Annotated in this window: 18 protein-coding genes; 11 read left to right on the top strand and 7 right to left on the bottom strand. The window is 68.9% G+C overall.

Features of this window, described 5'->3' with window-relative positions; translation table 11 throughout:
- The first annotated feature begins 68 nt into the window (after positions 1 to 68).
- The 6 genes from dnaE to ACTHJF_RS07985 all read left to right on the top strand — a co-directional run bounded on the left by dnaE (position 69) and on the right by ACTHJF_RS07985 (position 8,349).
- Positions 69 to 3,611 (top strand): DNA polymerase III subunit alpha, encoded by a 3,543-nt coding sequence (gene dnaE, locus ACTHJF_RS07960; RefSeq protein WP_440266653.1) that lies wholly within the window; start codon positions 69 to 71, stop codon positions 3,609 to 3,611.
- A 152-nt stretch (positions 3,612 to 3,763) separates the two neighbouring features.
- The gene (locus ACTHJF_RS07965) at positions 3,764 to 4,723 is read left to right on the top strand and encodes an acetyl-CoA carboxylase carboxyltransferase subunit alpha (RefSeq protein WP_431633933.1); all 960 of its coding nucleotides are present in this window, start codon (positions 3,764 to 3,766) and stop codon (positions 4,721 to 4,723) included.
- A 300-nt stretch (positions 4,724 to 5,023) separates the two neighbouring features.
- Positions 5,024 to 5,758, top strand: coding sequence for an NYN domain-containing protein (locus ACTHJF_RS07970; RefSeq protein WP_431633935.1), 735 nt, complete (start codon positions 5,024 to 5,026; stop codon positions 5,756 to 5,758).
- 33 nt (positions 5,759 to 5,791) lie between these two features.
- Positions 5,792 to 7,096, top strand: coding sequence for a tRNA lysidine(34) synthetase TilS (gene tilS / locus ACTHJF_RS07975; RefSeq protein ID WP_440266654.1), 1,305 nt, complete (start codon positions 5,792 to 5,794; stop codon positions 7,094 to 7,096).
- A 121-nt stretch (positions 7,097 to 7,217) separates the two neighbouring features.
- Complete coding sequence (locus tag ACTHJF_RS07980; RefSeq protein WP_431633937.1) at positions 7,218 to 7,475, top strand: exodeoxyribonuclease VII small subunit; 258 nt, start codon at positions 7,218 to 7,220, stop codon at positions 7,473 to 7,475.
- On the top strand, positions 7,459 to 8,349 hold the full coding sequence (locus tag ACTHJF_RS07985; protein ID WP_440266655.1) for a polyprenyl synthetase family protein: 891 nt from the start codon (positions 7,459 to 7,461) through the stop codon (positions 8,347 to 8,349). The genes ACTHJF_RS07980 and ACTHJF_RS07985 overlap by 17 nt, the downstream gene beginning before the upstream one ends.
- Before the next feature lie 64 nt (positions 8,350 to 8,413).
- Here the strand turns inward: ACTHJF_RS07985 and ACTHJF_RS07990 are convergent, their stop codons facing one another.
- Positions 8,414 to 8,827, bottom strand: a complete 414-nt coding sequence (locus tag ACTHJF_RS07990) for a DUF4870 domain-containing protein (protein WP_440266656.1) — start codon at positions 8,825 to 8,827, stop codon at positions 8,414 to 8,416.
- 96 nt (positions 8,828 to 8,923) lie between these two features.
- Complete coding sequence (gene pmbA / locus ACTHJF_RS07995) at positions 8,924 to 10,291, bottom strand: metalloprotease PmbA (RefSeq protein ID WP_440266657.1); 1,368 nt, start codon at positions 10,289 to 10,291, stop codon at positions 8,924 to 8,926.
- A gap of 120 nt (positions 10,292 to 10,411) precedes the next feature.
- Here pmbA and ACTHJF_RS08000 point away from each other — a divergent pair, with 120 nt between their 5' ends.
- Complete coding sequence (locus tag ACTHJF_RS08000; RefSeq protein ID WP_431633941.1) at positions 10,412 to 10,669, top strand: DUF1653 domain-containing protein; 258 nt, start codon at positions 10,412 to 10,414, stop codon at positions 10,667 to 10,669.
- A complete protein-coding gene (gene yjgA, locus ACTHJF_RS08005) occupies positions 10,666 to 11,256 on the top strand; it encodes a ribosome biogenesis factor YjgA (RefSeq protein WP_440266658.1) in 591 nt (196 codons plus the stop codon). The genes ACTHJF_RS08000 and yjgA overlap by 4 nt, the downstream gene beginning before the upstream one ends.
- A gap of 39 nt (positions 11,257 to 11,295) precedes the next feature.
- On the opposite strand, the gene tldD is transcribed toward yjgA, so the two are convergent.
- Positions 11,296 to 12,735 carry a metalloprotease TldD gene (tldD, locus tag ACTHJF_RS08010; RefSeq protein WP_440266659.1) on the bottom strand — a complete coding sequence of 480 codons (1,440 nt, stop codon included), beginning with the start codon at positions 12,733 to 12,735 and terminating at the stop codon, positions 11,296 to 11,298.
- Between the two features lie 131 nt (positions 12,736 to 12,866).
- On the opposite strand from tldD, the gene ACTHJF_RS08015 reads away from it, so the two are divergent.
- Positions 12,867 to 14,075 carry a sterol desaturase family protein gene (locus ACTHJF_RS08015; protein WP_440266660.1) on the top strand — a complete coding sequence of 403 codons (1,209 nt, stop codon included), beginning with the start codon at positions 12,867 to 12,869 and terminating at the stop codon, positions 14,073 to 14,075.
- A gap of 1 nt (position 14,076) precedes the next feature.
- Here the strand turns inward: ACTHJF_RS08015 and ACTHJF_RS08020 are convergent, their stop codons facing one another.
- From ACTHJF_RS08020 to ACTHJF_RS08030, 3 genes are all read right to left on the bottom strand, one after another.
- On the bottom strand, positions 14,077 to 17,967 hold the full coding sequence (locus ACTHJF_RS08020; protein WP_440266661.1) for a YhdP family protein: 3,891 nt from the start codon (positions 17,965 to 17,967) through the stop codon (positions 14,077 to 14,079).
- A 27-nt stretch (positions 17,968 to 17,994) separates the two neighbouring features.
- Complete coding sequence (gene rng / locus ACTHJF_RS08025) at positions 17,995 to 19,470, bottom strand: ribonuclease G (RefSeq protein WP_440266662.1); 1,476 nt, start codon at positions 19,468 to 19,470, stop codon at positions 17,995 to 17,997.
- Between the two features lie 109 nt (positions 19,471 to 19,579).
- A complete protein-coding gene (locus tag ACTHJF_RS08030) occupies positions 19,580 to 20,758 on the bottom strand; it encodes a mechanosensitive ion channel family protein (RefSeq protein ID WP_440266663.1) in 1,179 nt (392 codons plus the stop codon).
- A 64-nt stretch (positions 20,759 to 20,822) separates the two neighbouring features.
- Here ACTHJF_RS08030 and ACTHJF_RS08035 point away from each other — a divergent pair, with 64 nt between their 5' ends.
- Both ACTHJF_RS08035 and ACTHJF_RS08040 read left to right on the top strand, forming a co-directional pair.
- A complete protein-coding gene (locus tag ACTHJF_RS08035; protein ID WP_440266664.1) occupies positions 20,823 to 21,512 on the top strand; it encodes an ATP-binding protein in 690 nt (229 codons plus the stop codon).
- The gene (locus ACTHJF_RS08040; protein WP_440266665.1) at positions 21,496 to 22,008 is read left to right on the top strand and encodes a mismatch-specific DNA-glycosylase; all 513 of its coding nucleotides are present in this window, start codon (positions 21,496 to 21,498) and stop codon (positions 22,006 to 22,008) included. The genes ACTHJF_RS08035 and ACTHJF_RS08040 overlap by 17 nt, the downstream gene beginning before the upstream one ends.
- A gap of 186 nt (positions 22,009 to 22,194) precedes the next feature.
- Here the strand turns inward: ACTHJF_RS08040 and fabV are convergent, their stop codons facing one another.
- Complete coding sequence (gene fabV, locus ACTHJF_RS08045; RefSeq protein ID WP_440266666.1) at positions 22,195 to 23,400, bottom strand: enoyl-ACP reductase FabV; 1,206 nt, start codon at positions 23,398 to 23,400, stop codon at positions 22,195 to 22,197.
- Positions 23,401 to 23,412: the final 12 nt, after the last annotated feature.

Raw genomic sequence — 23,412 nt, forward strand, 5'->3', positions numbered from 1 at the left:
GCGGGATGTCAATTCTTGCCGCCCCGCAGGGCCGCGGCTAGGCTGGGCGACCACCTCGCGCGTGCACCATGTCCGCCCGCTACGTCCACCTGCACCTGCACAGCGAATACTCGCTGGTCGACTCGACCATCCGCATCAAGGCGCTGGTCGACGGCTGCGTGCGCGCTGGCATGCCGGCCGTCGCGCTCACCGACGAGAGCAACATGTTCGCGCTGGTGAAGTTCTACAAGGCGTGCAGCGCGGCCGGCATCAAGCCGATCGGCGGCTGCGACCTGTGGATCAGCGCGCCGGACGATCCGCGCCCGTGGCGGCTCACCGCGCTGTGCCAGAACCATCCGGGGTACCTGAATCTCTCGCGGATGGTGTCGCGCGCCTGGCGCGACGGCCAGCACGGCGGCAAGGCGATGGTGGACGCCGCGTGGCTCACGCCCGAGGCCACCGATGGCCTTATCGCCCTGCTCGGTCGTGACAGCGAGATCGGCCGCATCGCCGTGAACCAGGGGATCGAGGCCGCCTCGGCGCGCCTGCGTCCGCTGCTGCGGCTATTCCCCGACCGCCTCTACCTCGAACTCACCCGCTGCGGCCGCGACGGTGAGGAAACCTGGAACACCGCTGCGCTGGCGCTGGCCACCGAGCTCAACCTGCCGGTGATCGCCAGCAACGACGTGCGCTTCCTCAAGCAGGAGGATTTCGAGGCGCACGAGGCGCGCGTGTGCATCAACCAGGGCCGCGTGCTGGCCGATCCGAAGCGCCCGCGCGACTACGCCGACCAGCAGTACCTGAAGTCGCCCGAGGAGATGCAGGCGCTGTTCGCCGACCTGCCCGAGGCGCTGGAAAACACTGTCGAGCTGGCCAAGCGCTGCAATCTCGAGTTGCAGTTCGGCACCTACTACCTGCCGGACTTCCCGGTGCCCGAAGGCCACGACCTGGCCAGCTACATCCGCGAGCTGTCGCGCCAGGGCCTGGCCGAGCGCCTGGCCGCCGCACCGCTGGCGCCGGGCAAGACGCTGGCCGAGTACGAGGAGCGGCTGGAGCGCGAGCTCGACGTCATCATCAAGATGGGCTTCCCCGGCTACTTCCTGATCGTGGCCGACTTCATCAACTGGGGTAAGCAGAACGGCATCCCGGTGGGCCCCGGCCGCGGCTCGGGCGCCGGCTCGCTGGTGGCCTGGGTGCTGAAGATCACCGACCTGGACCCGCTGCAGTTCGACCTGCTGTTCGAGCGCTTCCTCAACCCCGAACGCGTGTCGATGCCCGACTTCGACATCGACTTCTGCATGGATCGCCGCGACGAGGTGATCGACTACGTGTCGCGCAAGTACGGCCGCGACCACGTCAGCCAGATCATCACCTACGGCTCGATGGCGGCCAAGGCGGTGCTGCGCGATTCGGGCCGCGTGCTGGGCATGGGCTACAACGCGGTCGACAAGATCGCCAAGCTGATCCCGCCGCGTCCGCTCGACCTCACGCTGTCCGACGCGCTCGGCCGCAGCGAAAAATCGAAGAAGGAGCCCGAACGCGTCGTCAAGGAATTCTGCGAGCTGTACGAGCAGGACGAGGACGAGGCGCGGCCGCTGATCGACCTCGCGCTGAAGCTGGAAAACCTGACCCGCAACGCCGGCAAGCATGCCGGCGGCGTGGTGATCGGCCCCAAGCCGCTCACCGAGTTCGCCCCGCTGTACTGCGAGCCGGGCGGCGCCGGCGTGGTGACCCAGTACGACAAGGACGACGTCGAGGCGGTCGGCCTAGTGAAGTTCGACTTCCTCGGCCTGCGCACGCTGACCATCATCGACTGGGCGGTGAAGGCGATCAACGCGCGCCGCGCGCACAGCGGCGAGGAGCCGCTGGACATCTCCACGCTGCCGCTGGACGACCCGGCGCCCTACGAGCTGCTGAAGAAGGCGCAGACGGTCGCCGTGTTCCAGCTCGAATCCTCCGGCATGCAGCGCATGCTGAAAGACGCCAAGCCCGACCGCTTCGAGGACATCATCGCGCTGGTGGCGCTGTACCGCCCCGGCCCGATGGACCTGATCCCCAGCTTCGTCGCGCGCAAGCACGGCAAGGAAGAGGTGGAGTATCCCGACCCGCGCGTCGAGCCGATCCTGAAAGAGACCTACGGCATCATGGTCTATCAGGAGCAGGTGATGCAGATGGCGCAGATCGTGGGCGGTTACTCGCTCGGCGGCGCCGACCTGCTGCGCCGAGCGATGGGCAAGAAGAAAGTCGAGGAGATGGCCAAGGAGCGCGCCAAGTTCCGCGAGGGTGCCGCCAAGGACGGGCTGACCGGCGAAAAGGCCGACCAGATCTTCGACCTGATGGAGAAGTTCGCCGGCTACGGCTTCAACAAGTCGCACGCGGCCGCCTACGCGCTGGTGTCCTATCAGACTGCCTGGCTGAAGGCGCACTACCCAGCCGAATTCATGGCCGCGACGATCTCCTCGGACATGGACAACACCGACAAGGCGGTGACGTTCCTGGACGAGTCGCGCGCGATCGGCATCACCGTGCTGCCGCCGGATGTGAACGCCTCGGAATTCATGTTCGTGGCGACCGAACCCAAGACCATCCGCTACGGCCTGGGCGCGATCAAGGGCGTCGGCCAGGGCGCCTGCGAGGCGATCGTCGCCGAGCGCGCGCACGGCTCCTACACCGACCTGGCCGATTTCTGCCGCCGCGTCGATCCGACCAAGCTCAACCGCCGCGTGCTCGAGGCACTGATCTACTCCGGCGCGCTCGACGCACTGGCCCCCACCCGGGCCAGCCTGATGCTGCAACTGCCCGACGCGATCAAGGCCGCCGAGCAGCACCTGCGCGACAAGCAGTCCGGCCAGAACGACATGTTCGGCGCGGCGATGGGCGCCATCACGCCGGTGGTGCAGATCGACCTGCCCACCGCGCCCGAGTGGCCACTGGAGGAAAAGCTCAAGGGCGAACGCGACACGCTCGGCCACTACCTCTCCGGCCATCCCACCGACCCGTGGAAGGACGAGCTGGCGCAGCTGTCCACCTGCCCGCTGGGCGAGATCGTCGATCGCTACCAGCCGCCCCGGCCGCGCAAGAACGACGACGGCGAGGCGAACCGCTTCCGCCGCGGCCCGGACACGCCGTGGACGGTCGCCGGCATGGTCACCGCCGTGCGCAAGCGCGGCGATTCGGACGCCTTCGTGCGACTGGAAGACGGCACCGGCACCATCGAGGTGAGCTTCTTCGGCGAACTGTTCCAGCAGGTTGCGCCGCTGCTGGTGCGCGACGAGATGCTGATCGTCGAAGGCGGCCTGCGTATCGACGATTTCTCCGGCGGCGGTTTCCAGGTGCGCGCGCGCAGCGCGATCACCCTCGCCGACGCCTGCCGCCGGCATGCCCGCCTGCTGCGCCTGAAGCTCAACGGCATCTCACCGGACTTTCCCGCCCAGCTGCAGCGCACCCTGGCCGGCTTCCGCGGCGGGCGCGCCAGCGTGGTGCTGCACGGCTATCACAACCGCGACGCCCAGGCGGACCTCGAACTGGGCGAAGCCTGGCGGGTGGAGGCCATCCCCGACCTGCTGCGCGCCGTGCGCGCCCTGCCCGGCGTGGAAGCCGCGCGGCTGCGTATCGTCAAAAGCCAGGAGTAGGAGCGCACCCTGTGCGCGAACGCTGTTGCTCCTGATCGACAGCAAAGCCAAAAAGCCTTCGCGCACAGGCTGCGCTCTTACAATACGGCGGCGTTCTCGCGTTTTTTCTCGCCCCGCTATACTGCCCTGCTTATTGTCCTGAAACGCAGCGAATGAACCCCAACTTCCTCGATTTCGAACAACCCATTGCCGAGCTGGAAGCGAAGATCGACGAGCTTCGCCACGCCAGCGACGGCCAGGCGTTCAACATCGACGACGAGGTGCGCCGCCTGCGCGAGAAGCTCAAGGTCAAGACGGCCGAGATCTTCCGCAACCTCAACTCCTGGCAGGTCACCCAGCTGTCGCGCCACCCCGGCAGGCCGTACACGCTCGATTACATCGGCGCGATCTGCGAGGAATTCCACGAACTGGCCGGCGACCGCGCGTTCGCCGACGACGCCGCCATCGTGGGCGGCCTGGGCCGCATCAACGGTCGCTCGGTGATGATCATCGGTCACCAGAAAGCCCGCGACACCAAGGGCAAGGTACGCCGCAACTTCGGCATGCCGCGCCCCGAGGGCTATCGCAAGGCGCTGCGCCTGATGAAGATGGCCGAACGCTTCGGCCTGCCCATCCTCACCTTCATCGACACCCCCGGCGCCTACCCCGGCGTGGGCGCGGAGGAACGCGGCCAGAGCGAGGCGATCGCCCGCAACCTGCTGGAGATGGCCGAGCTGAAGGTGCCGGTGGTCTGCACGGTGATCGGCGAAGGTGGCTCCGGCGGCGCGCTGGCGATCGGCGTGGGCGACCGCACCCTGATGCTGCAGTACTCGATCTACTCGGTGATCTCGCCCGAGGGCTGCGCCTCGATCCTGTGGAAGAGCCAGGACAAGGTGCGCGACGCCGCCGACGCCATGGGCGTCACCGCGCCGCGCCTGCTCGAGCTCGGCCTGATCGACAAGGTGGTGCGCGAGCCGCTGGGTGGCGCACACCGCAACCCGCACTCGATGGCGATCCGCCTCAAGGCCGTGCTGCTCAACGAACTGGACCGGCTCGAGGCGATGAACGTCAGCGACCTGCTGGCCCAGCGCTACCAGCGCCTGCGCGGCTACGGCGCCTACGCCGAGGGCTGAATCCATCGCCGTGTCTGGCTGCCGTCGTCAGGCACGCGCAGGCTTTTCTGGCACGGCGGCACTCCGGCTACCAAGGCCGGGCACGTTCCGACGGACCCGGCTCATGCGCTGCCCTCCGCCCAGGAACGGGATAGTTGGCGGGACAGCGATGGGCGCATTTTCAAGTCCAGCGCGTTGAGGGCAACCGCGCGCAGGTCTACGCATGGCGGCGCTGCGCGCCAAGCTGCTTAACGCCGGCGTGCCGTGTTGACCCCGGGCTCTGCGATGATGCAGGCCGGATCGCCCAAGGAACCCACCGCCATGGCCACGCCTGCCTCTGCCCGCCTCGCCGTGCTGATCGACGCCGACAATGCCCAGCCCGCCATCGTCGAGGGGCTGCTCGCCGAGATCGCCAAGTACGGCACCGCCCACGCCAAGCGCATCTACGGCGACTGGACCGGCCCGCACCTGAAGAGCTGGAAAGAAACCCTGCTCACCTACTCCATCCAGCCGATCCAGCAGTTCGGCTACACGCGCGGCAAGAACGCCACCGACTCGGCGATGATCATCGACGCGATGGACCTGCTCTACACCGGGCGTTTCGACGGGTTCTGCATCGTCTCCAGCGACAGCGACTTCACCCGGCTGGCCGCGCGCATCCGCGAGTCCGGGCTCACCGTGTACGGCTTCGGCGAGAAGAAGACGCCCGAGCCCTTCGTCGCCGCCTGCGACAAGTTCATCTACACCGAGCTGCTGGTAGAGAAGCCCGAGGACGAACATCCGACCAAGCCGATGTCGCAGCAGCAGCTCAAGGGCGATGCGCGCCTGGTCGGCTTGCTGCGCAACGCGATCGATGGCGTGTCGGACGACAGCGGCTGGGCGCACCTGGGCGCGATCGGCTCGTCCGTGGCCAAGCAGGCGCCGGAGTTCGACCCGCGCAACTACGGCTATCGCAAGCTCAGCGAGCTGGTCGATGCGATCGGACTGTTCGAGATCGACCAGCGCGGCGATGGCCCGGCGCGCACGCTGTACGTGCGCAACAAGCGCCGCAAGTAACGCGGCACGCTGCTGCCCATCACCTCTGCGCCGTTGTCCGCCTCGCTCGTCCAGCACCTGACCGCCCAGCTCGCCGCAGCGCCGGAGGACGCGCTGTGCGTGGCCTTCAGCGGCGGCCCCGACTCCACTGCTCTGCTCCATGCCCTGGCCGCGCTGCCGCGTCGCGGCGCGCTGCGTGCGGTACACGTCGACCACGGTCTGCATCCGCTCAGCGCGCGCTGGGCGGACCATGCGCGCGCCTTCTGCGCGAGCCTCGGCGTTCCGTGCACGGTGCTCCGCGTGACGGTGGACCTCGCCGCCGGACGCGGCATCGAAGCGGCCGCGCGCGAGGCGCGTTACGCCGCCCTGGCCGTCAACCTCGCAGCGGGGGAGCTACTGCTCACCGCACACCATCGTGACGATCAGGCGGAAACCGTGCTGTTGAAGCTGCTGCGTGGCGCCGGGCCGGAGGGGCTCGGCGGCATGCGCGAGCGGCGGCCGCTAGGCGTCGGCGAGCTGTGGCGCCCGCTGCTCGAGCTCCCGCGTTCAGCCCTGAGCACCTACGTGCAAACCCATGCACTGGCCTGCCTGGACGATCCAGCCAACGCCGACCCGCGACTGGGTCGCAATCAGCTGCGCAGCGAGATCCTGCCGCGCCTGGCAGCGCACTGGCCGGGCGCGGTCGACGCCATCACCCACAGCGCCGCGCTCTGCCGCGCCGCCGCCGATTCGTTGCGCGAGCAGTGGCTGTCGGCGTTCGACCGCCTGCACGACGCGCACCGCGCCAGCCTCGACGCCGCCGGCTGGCGTGCACTGGCGCCGGCCCTGCGCGAACCGCTGCTCGACCACTGGCTGCATACCCGCCAGCTGCCCGCACCCGGAAACGCCCAGCGCGCGCAGATCGAGCGCCAGCTCGATGCGCGCGAGGGACGCGTGCCCTGCATCCGCTGGGCCGGCGCCGAACTGCACGTGTGGAAGGGGCGACTGTGGGCGCTACCGCCTGCCGTCGCGATCGATCCGGGCTGGCAGACCCCTTGGCGGGGCAGTCCGCTCGCGCTGCCGGACGGCGGCCAGCTCATCCTGGATGGCGCGCTCGATACGCCGCTCATCGTGCGCCTGCGTCGCGGTGGCGAGCACCTCAAGCCGGCCGGCGATCGCCATACCCGCGAGCTGCGCGACCTGTTCCAGCAAGCCGCGCTGCCGCCCTGGCAGCGCGCAGGCTGCCCGATGATCTACGAGGGCGAGGCGTTGATCGCGGTCGGCGACCGCTGGCTCACCGCACGCGGCCAGACCCTGCTCGGCGGGCCCGGCGAGCGCCTGCACTGGCGCCCTGGCCGGGGCGCCCGTCACCCCGGTTGATCGAGCCGACCCGAACGCGCCGGACGCCTGCGCCGCGAACGGCCGCACGCCACGGCTTTCAGCCGCAACCAGCGCGCATTTCCATTGATTCAGCGCCCCCGCTGCGTTAGCGTTCCCGGCCATGGCCAAGACCGCTCCCGCCCCTGCCAATCCCGCGCCAGTCGCCGACTTCGAGCACTCGCTCGACGAGCTCGAACAGCTGGTGGCGAAGATGGAAGGCGGCGACCTGAGCCTGGACGATTCGCTGGCCTCGTTCGAGCGCGGCATCGGCCTCTACCGCCACTGCCAACAGGCGCTGGAGAAGGCCGATCTGCGCGTGCGCCTGCTGCTCGATCCCGACGCCCCTGAGAGCGCCGAACCGTTTGAACCCGAACTCTGAGCTTGGCTCCGCGCTGCAGGCGCTGATCGACCGCGCCGACCGCGCGCTGGCCGATGCCCTGCCCGCCGACGACACCCCGCCCACCGACCTGCACCGCGCCATGCGCTACGCCGTGCTGGGCGGCGGCAAACGGCTGCGCCCGCTGCTGGTCTACGCGGCCGGTCACGCGCTGGGTCACGGCGATGCCGCGCTCGACATGCCGGCCTGCGCGGTGGAGCTGATCCACGCCTATTCGCTGGTGCACGACGACCTGCCGGCGATGGACGACGACGCCATGCGCCGCGGCCGCCCCACCTGCCACATCGTTTTTGGCGAGGCGATGGCGATCCTGGCCGGCGACGCGCTGCAGGCGCTGGCCTTCGAACTGCTGGCGCAGGCGCCGGTGGAGCCGGCCGTTGGCATGGCCATGCAGCGCGCGCTGGGCCGCGCCTGTGGCGCCGAGGGCATGGCCGGTGGCCAGGCGCTGGATCTGGCCGCGGTGGGCCGCGTGCTGACGCTGGCCGAGCTGGAGCACATGCACGCCTGCAAGACCGGTGCGCTGATCCGCGCCTCGGTGCAGCTCGGCGCCATGGCCGCCGGCGCGGACACCGACACGCTCGATGCGCTGGACCGCTACGCCCACGCCGTGGGCCTGGCCTTCCAGGTGCGCGACGACATCCTCGACGTGGAAGGCGAATCGGCAGTGATCGGCAAGACCGCCGGCAAGGACGCGGCCGCCGACAAGCCCACCTTTCCCTCGATCCTCGGGCTGGATGCCTCGCGTGCCCGGCTGGCCGAGCTCACCGAGGAAGCGCTCGCCGCACTCGGCCCGCTGGACGCGCCGCATTCGCCGCTGCGCGAGCTGGCGCTGTACGCCGCGCACCGGCTGCGCTGATCCGCCTGACCCAACGAAAAAGGCCGCCCAGATGGGCGGCCTTTATCTTGCACTGGCAACCGGCTTACTTGATCAGCCGCAGCGCGAACGGATAACGGTAGGCGACGCCCTCGTTGGCCTTGATCGCCGCCATGATGGTGAACACGATCCAGACGATGGCCAATGCCCACAGCAGCACGAAACCGATCAGCACGAACACCAGGATCCAGCAGATCGCCCCGGCGATCATCACGGTGATACTGAAGTTCAGCGCCTCCTTCGCCTGGTCGGCGACGAACGGCATGGTGTCCTTCTTCACCAGCCAGATCACCAGCGGTCCCAGGAAGCAGGCCCAGCCAGCGGTAACCAGCCCCAGCAGGGCGGACAAATGGCCGAACATCGCCCACTGCCGCTCTTCGGCGGACGGCACGACAGAGGCCGGCACTTCGTCGTGCAGCGGCGGCGGCGGGGGAACGACGTCATCGGGTGGAACGCTCATGACCAGACCCTCGGTAGTGGTGGCAGACCGCCACGACGTGGCGATTTGCCGCAGATGCTACCGCGGGCGCAGCCTTTTGCGCACGGGGTGGGTGAACTACTCGCCCGCCACCGTCATGCGCTCGAGCAGGATCGAGCCGGTGAGCAGATGCGAGCGTAGGTCCACGTCGGTGCCCACGGCCACGATGCCGCGGAACATGTCGCGCAGGTTCGCGGCGATGGTGATCTCCTCGACCGGATAGGCGATCCGCCCGTTCTCGACCCAGAAGCCCGCCGCGCCGCGCGAGTAGTCGCCGGTGGTGGTGCTCACGCCCTGCCCCATCAGCTCGGTCACCAGCAGGCCGGTACCCAGACGCGCGAGCATGCCGGCGAAGTCGCTGCGCTCGCCGTCGGCGCTGCCGGCATCGACGATGAGGTTGTGGATGCCGCCCGCGTTGGCGGTGGTGGCCAGGCCGAGCTTGCGCGCCGAATAGCTGCCGAGCACGTAGCGCGCCAGCACGCCGCCTTCGACCAGCGCGCTGTCGCGGGTGGCCACGCCTTCGGCATCGAACGCGCCGGAAGCCTGCCCACCGATCAGCCGCGGCCGCTCGACGATGTTCATCCACGCCGGCATCACCGACTGGCCCACGTGGTCGAGCAGGAAGCTGGCGCGTCGATACAGCGCCCCGCCACTCACCGCACCGACCAGATGCCCGATCAGCCCGCGCGCCAGCTCCGGCGCGAACAGCACCGGGCACTGCCGCGTGGAGAGGCTACGCGCGCCCAGTCGTGCCAGCGTGCGCTCGGCGGCCTTGTCGCCCAGCGCCCTGGCGTCCATGAATTTCGCCGCGTCGCGCACGCTGTCGTACCAGTAATCGCGCTGCATGCCGGCCTCGTCGCCGGCGATCAGCGACAGCGAGATCGAATGCCGCGTGCCGCGCTCACGACCGACGAAACCGTGCGAGTTGGCGTACACCGACAGGCTCTCGCCCATCTGCACGCTGGCGCCGTCGGAGTTGCTGATGCCGGCATGCGTGCGGCCGGCATCCTCGATGCGCTGGCCCAGCGCGATGGCGCCGGCAGTGTCGATCGCCCACGGATGCCACAGGTCCAGATCGGGGAAGTCAGTCGCCATCAGCGCCGCGTCGGCTAGGCCGGCGGCCGGATCTTCCTCGGTGTAGCGCGCGATGGCGCAGGCTTGGTCGATGGTGGCCTGGATCGAGTCCGGATTCAGGTCCGCCGTGCTGGCCGAGCCCTTGCGCTGGCCAAAGTACACGGTGAGGCCGAAGCCGCGGTCGCGGGTGTGTTCAACCGTCTCCACCTCGCCCAGGCGCACGTTCACGTTGAGCCCGGTGTCGATGCTGGCAGCCACCTCGGCCTGGCTGGCGCCGGCGGCGCGGGCGCGGCGGATCACGTCCTCGGCCAGGCTGGCCAGGCGGTGCAGTTCGTCGGCGCTGCGGTCGGGGTGGAGGGCGATCTCGCTCACGTGGGATTCCTGCAAGGGGGGCGGGTAGAATGGACGACCCTCGCCGTCCGAATCCCCACAAATGGGGTCGCACGGCCCGGTTGAAAAGAGCGCGCCAGTCTGGCCGCTGTGGAGAGTCCCATGCAACCAGCCGCCGGCATCTACCGCCACTACAAGGGCCAGCGCTATCGCGTGCTGGGTACCGCGCACCACAGCGAGACGATGGAACCGCTGGTGGTGTACCAGGCGCTGTACGGCGAGCACGGCCTGTGGGTGCGCCCGGCGGCGATGTTCTGCGAAACGGTGGAGCTGGAGGGCGAGCCGATTCCGCGCTTTGCGCTGGAACAGGCCGACAGCGACGACACCCCTGACAACCCTTCCACAGGAACTTCCTCGTGAGCCCCAGCCGCAGCCGCAACCAGCACGAGCTGGACGACACCGAATACGGCCCCAGCCGCACCCAGCAGCGCCGCGACGCGCTGGCCGTGCTCGCCTTCGCCACCCAGCTGGTGGAGATGCAGCCGGCCAAGCTGGCCAAGATCGAGCTGCCCGAGGATGTGCGCAACGAGATCGCCAACGTACGCCGCATCACCGCACACATCGCGCGCAAGCGCCAGCTCGGCTTCCTCGCCAAGGTGATGCGCCGCTACGACGACGACACCTTCGCCGCCGCCCGCGCCGCGCTCGGCGTGAACCGTGAAAAGCAGCGCCAGGAAACGGCCGCCATGCATCGCATGGAAGCGCTGCGCGAGCGCCTGATCGCCGAAGAAACTTCCGACGACGCACTGGCCGAACTCATCGCCCGCCAGAGCGATCTCGACCGCCAGCACCTGCGCTCGCTGATCCGCCAGGCGCGCATCGAAAAGGCCACACCGAACAAGCCGCCGCGCGCCTACCGGGAGATCTTTCAGCTGCTGAAGGAGCTGGAAGCGGACGTCGACGACGACGCTTCCGGCGACGAAGCAACGGACGATGAAGACGCGTGACCATCGGACGCCCCCCCCCGAAGGGAGAGGGCGAACGTGTCAGGACGCGGTACCGCCCACCGTCATTGAATCGATGCGCAGGGTCGGCTGACCGACGCCCACCGGCACGCTCTGGCCGTCCTTGCCGCACACGCCCACGCCTTCGTCCAGCGCCATGTCGTTGCCGATCATCGAGACGCGGTTGAGCACCTCGGGGCCGGAGCCGATCAGGGTGGCGCCCTTCACTGGCGCGGTGATCTTGCCATCCTCGATGAGGTAGGCCTCGCTGGCGGAGAAGGTGAACTTGCCGTTGGTGATGTCCACCTGGCCGCCGCCGAAGTTCGGCGCGTACAGGCCCTTCTTCACCGAGCGGATGATCTCGCCCGGGTCCATGCTGCCACCGCGCATGTAGGTGTTGGTCATGCGCGGCATCGGCAGCTGGGTGAACGATTCGCGGCGGCCGTTGCCGGTGGGCTTCATGCCCATCAGGCGGGCATTGAGCTTGTCCTGCATGTAGCCGACCAGGATGCCGTCCTCGATCAGCGTGGTGCACTCGGTGGGCGTGCCCTCGTCGTCGATGCTGAGCGAGCCGCGGCGGCCGGCCAGCGTGCCGTCGTCGACCACGGTGACGCCCTTGGCGGCCACGCGCTGGCCGATGCGACCGGCGAAGGCGGAGCTGCCCTTGCGGTTGAAGTCCCCCTCCAGGCCGTGGCCGATCGCCTCGTGCAGCAGCACGCCGGGCCAGCCCGGACCGAGCACCACGGTCATCTGGCCGGCCGGGGCGTCGATCGACTCCAGGTTCACCAGTGCCTGGCGCACCGCCTCGTCGGCGAACGCCAGCGCGCGGCCGTTGGCGATCAGCTCGCCGTAGCTGTAGCGCCCGCCGCCACCGGCGTAGCCCTGCTCGCGGCGGCCGTTGGCCTCGGCAATCACCTGCACGTTGATGCGCACCAGCGGGCGCACGTCGGCGGCCAGCGTGCCGTCGGAGGCGGCGATGAGGATGGTGTCCAGCGTGGCGGCGAGGCTCACGATGACCTGGGTGATGCGCGGATCGCGCGAGCGAGCGTAGGCATCCACCTCGCGCAGCAGGGCAATTTTATCCGGGTTGGGCAGGCTCTCGACCGGGTCGATCGCCGGATACAGCGACCGCGCATTGCCCAGCGCCAGCGGGCGCCCGGCGCCACGGCCGTCCTGCGCGATGGCGCGCGCCGCCTTGGAGGCATCCAGCAGCTGCGGCAGCACGATTTCGTCGGAATAGGCGAAGCCGGTCTTCTCGCCGCTGATGGCGCGCACGCCCACGCCCTGCTCGATGGAGTGGCTGCCGTCCTTGACGATGCCCTCTTCCAGCGTCCACGACTCGCTGCGCGAGTGCTGGAAATACAGATCCGCGGCGTCGATCGACGGCGCCATCAGCTGGTCGAACACGCGCTCCAGGTCACCGGTGGCCAGGCCGCCGGGCGTGAGCAGGCGCTGCTGGACTTGCTCGAGAAGTGTGGACATGGGCATCAGCATCGGTATCCGGAATGACTGGCTAAGGTGGGGTCGCCGGGGCGGGCTTTAAAGCGCCGGCCGGCATGGCTATCCGCTACGATGCGCCAACGTCAGGAAGGCGTCCACGGGGGAAACCATTCATGCGGCCATCGTCCAGGCGCGAACGCACGCGCGAAGCCATCGAACACGCCCTGCACCAGCCGGTGACCGAAACCCGCGAGCTGCTGCGCAGCGATGGCGAGCTCCACGCCGGGCTGGGCCGGATCAGCGGGGTCATCGCGCTGTCGCTGGGTGTGCTTAGCCTGCTCGCGGTGCTGGCGTTCCATTTCCCGCAGTACCTGACCACGCCGGACCTGCGCCACAAATACTCGGTGGACGTGCTGCGCCAGTTGCTGCTGGGCGGCCTGCTGGTCGCCGGCGGCATCTCGCTGGGCAATGTAGTGCTGGGCCGCTCGCGCAACATCAACGCGGTCGCGTTCGCCTTCGTGCTGGCGGCCACGGCGCTGGGCGGCTCGCGCGTGCCGGTGGGGAACTTCCCGGATCACACGCCGTACATCGGGCTGGACTGGTTCATCCTCGACCTGCTCGGTTCCACGCTGGTGTTCGTGGTGATCGAGAAGCTGTTTCCGCTGTACAAGGGCCAGGCCGTGTTCCGCAAGGAATGGCAGACCGACCTGAAGCACTTCGCGGTGAACCACTTCATCGTGGGGCTGGCGCTGCTGACGGTGAACTTCCTGCTGCACCACCTGTTCGGCTGGCTCACCGCTAGCGCGTTCCAGCAGACCGTGCAGCACATCGCCTTCGTGCCGCAGCTGCTGCTGTGCATCCTGATCGCCGACTTGGCGCAGTACTGGACGCACCGGGCGTACCACGAGGTGCCGTTTCTGTGGCGCTTCCACGCCGTGCACCACAGCACCAAGACGATGGACTGGCTGGCCGGCTCGCGCCAGCACATGCTGGAGCTCATCGTGACCCGGGTGGCGGTGCTGGCGCCGCTGTACATCCTGGGTTTCAGCGAGGGCGTGATGAATGCCTACATCCTGGTGGTCGGCTTCCAGGCGGTGTTCAACCACGCCAACGTGCACCTGCCGTGGGGGCCGCTGAAATACCTGGTGGTGACGCCGGACTTCCATCACTGGCACCACGCCTCCGACGACGAGGCGATCGACCGCAACTACGCCGCGCACTACGCCTTCCTCGATTACCTGTTCGGCACGGCGGTGAAATCCACCCGGCGCTTCCCGGATACCTACGGCGTGGTGGGCGACTACATGCCCGATGGCTTCATCCGCCAGCAGCTGTTTCCGTTCCGCGGACCGCCAAAACCGGCCGAACCGACCGACCAGTGACCTAGCGCTTCGGTGCGCTGGAGCTAGCAGGAGCCGGCACCGCCGGGACCGTACTCGAGGCTGCCGGGACCGACTCGACTGGCGCGCTCTTGGGCACGCGCTTTTCGATCAGCGTGATCACCGGCTTGTCCCAGCTGCCGGTGATCGCATAGCGCGCGCTGGCGGCCTTGTTGAGGCCCTTGCCGAGCAGCCCCTGCACGGCCAGCCCCGCCGCCGCGCCCACCGGTCCGCCGACCACCGCGCCGACCACCGGCAGGCTGTTGCCCACGTGCGGCACCACGTAGAGCTGCTGGTCGTAATCGCGGGCGCGCATGCCGGTACGGCCGCTGACGGTGATCTCCGCGGCGGGGCCGTGGATCTTGAGGTCCTTGGTGGTGGCATTGCCATCGGCGAAATTGAAACTGCCGTCGATGGTGTCGAAGGCCAGGCCCTTGCCGAACACGTCGCCGAAATCCAGCGTGAGCCGTCGCGGCAGTTCGGCCAGCGACACCAGGCCGAGCAGGCGCCCCACACCCGGCGAGGTCGCCTCGGGAATGCGCCCGTCGGTGACGTGCACGTCGAGCTTGCCGTCCAGGTTGGCCAGGGTGATCGCCGACGGCCCGCCCGGCCAGCTGCCGTCGAGATGCGCGCGCGTCTTGCCGCCGTTGAACAGGCCGTCGAACCCGAACGCACCGAGCATCTTGCCGATGTCCTCGGCGGCGAAGTCGATATTGAGGTGCGTGTGGCTGGCCTCCGGCGTGCCGTTCCAGTCGCCCGAGGCGGTGATCTGCACGCTGCGCGAGAGCGCACGCAGCTGGTCCATGTGCATGCCGTTGGCGGTGGGCCAGCTCTCCATGCGTGCCTCGCCCAGGCGCGCATCACCCAGCCGCAAATCATCCACCAGCAGATGCAGTGGCGGCAGGCTGGAGGGCTTCACGCCGGTGCGCGCAGCCTGCTCCGGGGTGGGGCCGGTATCGGGCAAGGCCTTGCCCTTGGCGTCCTTGGGCGGCTCCGCCTTGGGCCAGTACAGGCGCTTGAGCCGCGCGGTGATGCCGCGCTTGTCCAGTTCGGCCGTGGGCACCAGGAAGTGACCGGCCAGCGTGGCGCTGTCGGCGTCGATCGCCAGTTCGCCGGCTTTGGGCTGCACCTGCAGGTGCAGCCCGGGGAAATCGCTGCCAAACAGCGTGGCGTGATCGGCCGTCACGTCGATGCTCTCCAACGTAGGGGCGCCGGCGCCGGCACTGCCGGCCACCACGTGCTGGATCCAGCCACTGACATCCAGACGATCGCCCTGCCCGCGTACGCGCAGGCCCTGTGCCGGCACGGTGTCCGGCATCTGGTCGCCCATGGCCAAGGTGCCGCCGAGCGGCTCGTTGTTGGCGCCCGGCAAGCGAAAGCGCGCGCGCAGCACGTCGCCCAGTGACACACGCAGATCCGCCGCCGTCACCGGCAGCGGCAGGCTCACGTGCAACTGCTGCGCGCTGGAGGCCGGCTTGTCCAATGGCGCGGGCAGCTTGAGGGCAATGCCCTGCAGCGTGGAGTCGATGCTCAAGGTCTGGTGCCACGGCGCGTTTTGATCGTCGCGGGCAATGTCGAAGCCAATGCGCATGCTGCTGCGCCCCTCGGAGGCATCACCCAGCCAGGCGATCGTCGGCTGATCGTGCACCAGGTCGGCGAAGCTGTAGCGACCGTCCAGGCTGGCCGACAGCATCACGTTCGGATCGCCGGTGGCGCCAGCGATGCGCATCTGCAGGCTCGACGTCTGGCCGCGGAAACCCGCCTGCAATGGCCCGGCGGTGAGGCCGTGCGCGTCGAACTGCAGCGGGCCGGTGAGCTTGTCCAACTGCAGCTTCCATTCCGGCGCGCTCAGGTCGGCGTTGGTGAGCTGGGCGGTGCCATTGAGCTGCAGCTCCGAACCCGGCTTGAGTGGCAACAGCAGGTGGAAGTCGAAGTCGCCCTGGCCACCGAGCTTGAGCTTGGCCAGCGTGTCGGCCTCGTGTGCTGCGATCGGGCTGTGACTGACGAAGTTCATCAGGCTGCCACCGCTGCCGCTGCCGCTGGCGTTGAGGTCGAGCAGCGCATCGCCGAACTCGGGAATCAGCGCCACCGCGTGGTCGAGCTTCACTCCGGAGGCGTCGCCACTGGTGGCCTGGACCAGCATGCCGTTGTCGATGAAGTTGGCCACCGCCGCCACGTGCTCGGCACGCGGCCAGCCCTCGCCGTAATCCAGCGTGAGATCGCTGATGCGTGCTTGCGCCTCGAAACGCCCCTCGTTGTGGCGGAACGGCCAGTCGGCCAGGCTGCCGCGCACGAGCGCATCGCCACCATCGACGTGGCCGGCCACCAGCGCCCGGTTCAACCAGGACACCGCCTTGGGCGACATCGTCAGTGGCCAGAACAGCTTCGCCGCGGAGACCTCCGCGTGATCGACGTGGGCGTAGATATCCAGGAACGGCGCACCGCCATCGGCCGGCAACAGCACCTCGCCGCGGGCCTGGCCGGCAAAGCCGGCGCCGCCGAAATCCAGCGCATCCGCACCAAGGTGCACGCCGTCGTCGTCATCCCATACGGCAAGCTGGCCACCGAACTGCGACAGCGCAAACGGCTGAGCGAAGGCGCGCGGAAAGCGCAACACGGTGGCCTGCCCCGGCAGCTCCAGCGCGATGGCCGTGGCGTCGCCACGCAGCGTGCCGTCGAGCCGGTCGATGCCGGGAAGACGGCCGACCGGATCGATGCCGATGCCCTGAAGTTGCGCCTCCAGGCGCAGCAACCCAGGCCCACGCTGCCACTGCAGATTGGCGCTGGCGATCTCGCCACGCGGCTTGCCGGCGCCCAGCCACTGCGCCAGCGCCGGCGACAGGTTCGGCTTGAGCGCCAGCCATGGCACCAGCGGCGCGAGCTGCAGGTGACTGGCGGCCACACCAATGCGCAGCGCGTCGGCCGAAGGCCGGTGCAGTGCGGCCACCAGTGCGCTGCCGTCGTCACCGGCCCAGGCCAGCCGGTAGCCATCGGCGGTCTGGCGGATTTCGGTGACACCGCGGATGGCCGCCACCTCGGCCCGGTTGCCGTCGGGGCCGAGCAGCGAGACGTCGGTGAGATCGGTCTGCAGCAGGCTGCGCACCACCTTGCCGGCACGCCAGTCCAGCCAGGCGGCGAGCCGGCCGTGGCCGCTCTCGGCCGTATAGCCGGCCAACACCGCGTCACCCAGCATCGCCTTGATGTCCAGGTCGTCGCCGGCCAGCCAGACCCGACCGCTGCTGCCGTCTGCGCGAAAATCGCCGGCGGCCCGAAGCATGCCCGCCGCGCCCGGGCGGCGCAGTCGCGCGCCCAGCCGCACGCGGCTGGCACCCAGCCCCACCCGCAGTTGCTCGGCCAGCACGTTGTAGTGACGCCCCGTGCGCTGGTCGGCCACGTCGATGTGCAGGTCGTCCAGCCACAGGTCCAGCGACAGGTTGCCCAGCGAGAGCGGGGCGGAGGATTCACCGCCTGCGGTGCCCATGCCGCTGATCGCCCAGCGGCCGTCGGTGCCGCGACTCAGGTCCAGTTGCAGGCCGCGCGCGCGCAGGTTGAGCAGGTGCCGCGACGGCAGCAGCCAGCCGCCAAAATCCAGCGTGAGGTCTGCCTGGGGAATGCGCAGTGGCACCTGGCCGGCATCCGCCGCGCCGATGGTCACGCCGCGCAGCGCGAAACGCGGGCCGGCCGGCGTCCAGTGCCCCTGCATCGAGTCGAAGCTCACCGGCCGGTGCAGGCGCTGGCTCAACTGCGCGGCGACCCACTGCGGATGCTGCGCCAGCTCGGGCAGCAGCACCTGGGCCAGTGCCGCGATCACCGCCACGGTGATCAGGCCCATGCCGACCGTCCAGCCCAGCGCGCGCGCCAGCGCGTGCGCATGTCGCGCCCAGGAGGATCTCACCGGAGGCCGACCGCGCTGCGCCGCGGGTTACAGCAGAACCACATCGAACTGTTCCTGGGAATAATGCTCTTCAGCCTGAAAGCGTATGCTTTTGGAGATGAACTCCTCCAGTTCGGCCACCGCCGTGGACTCCTCTTCGAGGATGCGGTTGACCACCGCTGGACTGGCCATCACCAGCAGTTTGGCGGCGTTGAACTGGCGCACCGCACGGGTGATCTCGCGGAAGATCTCGTAGGTCACCGTCTCGGCGGTCTTCAGCGTGCCTCGGCCGGAACAGGCCGGACACGGCTCGCACAGCTGACGCTCCAGGCTCTCGGTGGTGCGCTTGCGGGTCATCTCCACCAGGCCCAGCGCCGACATCGGGTACACCGTGGTCTTGGCGTGGTCGCGGGCGAGGCCCTTTTCCAGCATGCGGATGACCTGACGCTTGTGCTCCTCGTCGGTCATGTCGATGAAGTCGATGATGATGATGCCGCCCAGGTTGCGCAGGCGCAGCTGGCGCGCCGCCGCCTGCGCGGCCTCCAGGTTGGTGCGGTAGACCGTCTCTTCCAGGTTGCGCGTGCCGAGGTAGCCGCCGGTGTTGACGTCGATGGTGGTCATCGCCTCGGTCTGGTCGACGATGAGGTAGCCGCCGGATTTGAGCGGAACCTCCTTCTTCAGCGCGCGCTGGATCTCGTCTTCCACCCCGTACAGATCGAAGATCGGCCGCTCGCCGTCGTAGTGTTCGACCCGATCGTCCAGGCTCGGCATGAACTTGTGCACGAACTTGGCCACCTTCTCGAAGGTTTCGCGCGAATCCACGCGCACCTTCTCGATGGTTTCGTTGAGCGCGTCGCGCAGGCTGCGCAGCGGCAGCGACAGCTCTTCGTACACGCGCTCGCCCACACGCGCCTTGGCGATGTTCTCCTGCACCACGCGCCACACCTTGCCCAGGTAGGTGACGTCGAAGGCCAATGACTCGGCCGACTGCCCCTCGGCGTTGGTGCGCACGATGTAGCCGAGCGGGTTGTCGCCGATCAACGGATTGAGCACATCCTTCAGGCGCTGGCGCTCGGCCTCATCCTCGATGCGCGCGGAAATGCCCAGCGTGCGCGCATGCGGCAGCAGCACCAGGTAGCGCGAGGGAATCGACAGATGGGTGGACAGCCGGGCGCCCTTGGTGCTGATCGGGTCCTTCACCACCTGCACCACGATTTCCTGGCCTTCGTGCACCAGTTCGCTGATCGAGGGCACGTGGCCGTTGCCGTTCGATTCGCCTTCCACGCCGGGAATCGCCGGACGGATGATGTCCGAGGCGTGCAGGAACGCGGCGCGATCCAGCCCGATGTCCACGAACACCGCCTGCATGCCGGGCATCACCCGCTGCACCCGGCCCTTGTAGATGTTGCCCACGTAGCCGCGCCGGGACGCGCGCTCCACGTGCACCTCCTGCAGCATGCCGTTCTCGACGATGCCGACACGGGTTTCGCGCGGCGTCACATTGATCAGAATCTCTTCGCTCACCGCCACTACCCCCAACCGGAAAGACCTTTATAGCGGCTGGCTTGGCGCACTGTCGATGCGCGCGCGCCCTTGACTTTGGCCGGTTGTGACGCGGGCCGCCGCAGCGGCTTCAGGCGCTGGCGTCCGGGGCCGCCGCGGGCGTCGTGGCGCCGTCTTCCGGGTGCGGACTGCGCTGGGGCGGCGGCGGCTGGCGCACCGGCCGTCCGCCCAGGTCGCCGGGAGCTTCGGCCGCCTCGCCGCATTCGCCGCGCCAGCGCGGCAGGGCCTGCGGGTAATTGGCCTGCACGAACGACAGCAGCCCCTCGCGGACCCGGCAGCGCAGGTCCCAGTTGCGCCCCGAATCGGCGGAGCTCACCAGCGCACGCAATTGCATGGAACGCTCGCTGGTATCGGTCACCTGCAGCACGCAGACCCGGCGATCCCACTCCGGCGCCTCGCGGCACAGCCGCGTCAGCTCCTCGCGCAGGGCGGCCATCGGGACGCGGTAATCCAGCCACAGGAAGACGGTGCCGATGATCTGCGCGCTCGATCGCGTCCAGTTCTGGAACGGGTGCTCCATGAACCAGTTCAGCGGAACCACCAGCCGCCGCTCGTCCCAGATGTGCACCACCACGTAGGTACCGGTGATCTCCTCGATGCGGCCCCATTCGCCCTCGATGATCACCACGTCGTCCAGCCGGATCGGCTGGGTCAACGCGATCTGCACGCCGGCGATCAGGTTGCTGAGCACGGGCTTGGCGGCCAGCCCCAGCGCCAACCCGGCGAGCCCGGCCGAGGCTAGCAGGCTGGCGCCGACCTGGCGCACCAGCGGCAGTGTCATCAGCGCGGCGGCCAGGCCGAGCAGCACGATCAGCACGCTGGCGGTACGGCCCAGCACACGCGCCTGGGTCAGCACGCGGCGGGCGCGCAGGTTGTCGGCCATGTCCACCGGGAAGCGCCGGGCGAAGAACGCCTCGGCGGCCTGCACGCAGCGCACGCCCAGCCAGCTCGCCACGCCGATCAGGGCTACCACCAGGGCATGCGAAAGCAGCGACACTGGGGCCTGCAACGTAGGTTCCGGACGCGCGCGCAGAACCACGGCGAGCGCCGCCAGCGGCACCAGCCAGCCCATCGGCGCCCGTGCGAAGCGCAGCATGTCGCGCGCCATGGGGTGATCGGCGCTCAGCCGCCACAGCAGGGCACGAATCGCACGATGCACCGCGATGGCGATCAACAGCGCCACGGCCGCCGCCGCCATCAACCGGAACGCTGCCGAGCGTCCCCACAGGTCGAGCAGGAAATCGGTCATGCGGGCAGCTTCGCAGGGCACGCGTCCACGCCATGTGGGCAGCGTGATCACGTAAAGTGAGCGGATGACTCCAACACCCATCCTGCTCGCCTGGAGCGGCGGCAAGGACTGCCTGATGGCCTTGCAGCGGCTGCGCGCCGACCCGCACTGGCAGGTGGTCGCGCTGCTCACCACGGTCAACCGCACCTACGAGCGCATCGCCATGCATGGCGTGCGGCGCGACATCCTCGATGCCCAGGCGGCCGCGCTCGAGCTGCCGCTGCTGGTCGTGGAGATGGACTGGCCCGGTTCCAACGAAGCCTACGAGCAGGCCCACGCCGACGCACTGGCCCAGGCGCGCATGCGCTGGCCGGGCATCCGTCACTGCGCCTTCGGCGACCTGTTCCTGCAGGACGTGCGCGACTACCGCGTGCGCCAGCTCGGCAAGGCCGAATGGCGGGCGGTATTCCCGATCTGGGGCGAGGACACCGCCGCGCTGTCGCGCCGCTTCGTCGCCGAAGGCCACCAGGCGATGCTGTGCTGCGTGGATACGCAGCAGCTCGAGGCAAGCTTCTGCGGCCGCGCGTTCGATGGCGCCCTGCTCGATGCCCTGCCCGCCGGCGTCGACCCGTGCGGGGAACGCGGCGAGTTCCATACACTGAGCTTCGGCGGGCCACTGTTTCGCACCCCGCTGGCTTTGCGCAAAGGCGAATCGGTATTGCGCGACGGGCGCTTCCAGTTCACTGACTTCCTGCTCGATGGCACAACCGGCTGACGACCCCATCCTGCCGGACGTGCTGCAGGACGGCCTGGCGCTGGTGTTCTGCGGCACCGCTGCGGGCACGCGATCGGCGCGCGAGGGCGCGTACTACGCGCATCCGGGCAACCTGTTCTGGCGCGCGCTGGCCGAGGTGGCGCTGACGCCGCGGCTGTATGCCCCGCAGGAATTTCCGCAGCTGCCCGCTCTGGGCATTGGCTTCACCGACCTGGCCAAGTATCACAGCGGCAACGACAGCGAGCTGCCGCGCGACGCGTTCGACGTGCCGGCGCTGGTGGCCAAGATAGAACGCTTCGCGCCGCGCTGGCTGGCCTTCACCAGCAAGCACGGGGCGAAGGCGGCGCTGGGGCGCGGCATCCCAGCTTATGGTGTGCAGCCGGAGCGCATCGGCACCACGCAGGTATTCGTGCTGCCCTCGCCGTCGGGACAGGCGCGGGGGCATTGGTCGACCGGGCCGTGGCTGGAGTTAGCTGACTTGGTGCGTGGGGATTGATGACGCTGGGTCCCGGCTTTCGCTGGGATGACGGGTTGAGAGTTCGCTGCCCGTTTGCCCCGTCTTGATGGCCTCCACCATTCCTCACCGTCATCCCGGCGAAAGCCGGGATCCAGCGTCTCTTACCCGCCTCAAACAAAACGGGCGCCCGACGGCGCCCGCTGGTCTGCTGCGTAGCACGCCGCGTTACATCTCCACGCAATCGAACCGCACGTCCGACGACACATCCTGCGTGTAGTCCACGTCGCTGCGGTCGAAGCCGAACAGCTTGAGGAAGTCGTGGCGGTAGCCGGCGTAGTCGGTGAGCTGATTGAGGTTCTCGGTGTTCACCGTCGGCCACAGCGCCTTGCACTCGGACTGCACGTCCTCGCGCAGCTCCCAGTCGTCCAGGCGCAGGCGGTGCTCATCGTCGAGCTGCGGCTCGGCACCGTCGGCGCGGTAGAGGAAGTCGCGGAACAGCCGGTTGATCTGCTCGATGGTGCCTTCGTGGATGCCCTTGGCCTTCATGATCTTGAACACCATCGACACGTACAGCGGGATCACCGGGATCGCCGCGCTGGCCTGGGTCACCACCGACTTCATGACGCCCACATAGGCCTTGAGCCCTTGCGAGGCATAGCGATCGCGCATGGAGGCGGCGGTGTTGTCCAGGTGCTGCTTGGCGCGACCCAGCGTGCCGTGCCAGTAGATCGGCCAAGTGATCGAGGTGCCCACGTAGCTGTAGGCCACGGTGGTGGCGTTGTCGGCCAGCACGCCCGCGTCGGTGAGCGCCCGGATCCACAGTGCCCAGTCCTCGCCGCCCATCACGGCGACGGTGTCCTCGATCTCCTGCTCGGTCGCCGGCTCCACGGTGACGTTGACCACCGTGTCGCGGTTGGTGTCGATCGAGGTGGCAGTGAACGGCTCGCCGATGGTCTTGAGCGCCGAGCGCTTCACTTCGCCGGTACCCGGCAGCTTGCGCACGGGCGAGGCCAGCGAATACACCACCAGGTCGATCGAGCCGCCCATCTCCGCCTTGATCAGCTCGATGGTGCGCGCGCGCGTCTCGTCAGAGAACGCATCGCCGTTGATCGATTTGCTGTACAGCCCGGCGGCCTTGGCGGCCTGGTCGAACGCGGCGGAGTTGTACCAGCCGGCGGTGCCGGTCTTGGTATCGCTCGAGGGCTTCTCGAAGAACACGCCGAGCGTGGCCGCGCCGTGGCCGAAGGCAGCGGTGATGCGCGACGCCAGGCCGTAGCCGGTGGAGGCACCGATCACCAGCACGCGCTTGGGGCTGTTGCCGCTCTGGCCGCTGGCCTTGGTGATGTCGATCTGCTCGATCACGTTGTGCGCGCAGCCCACCGGGTGGGCCGTGATGCAGATGAAACCGCGGACTTTCGGATTGATGATCATGCGTTCGCTTCG

This window comes from Dyella sp., from assembly GCF_051962475.1.
Lineage (GTDB): Bacteria > Pseudomonadota > Gammaproteobacteria > Xanthomonadales > Rhodanobacteraceae > Dyella_A.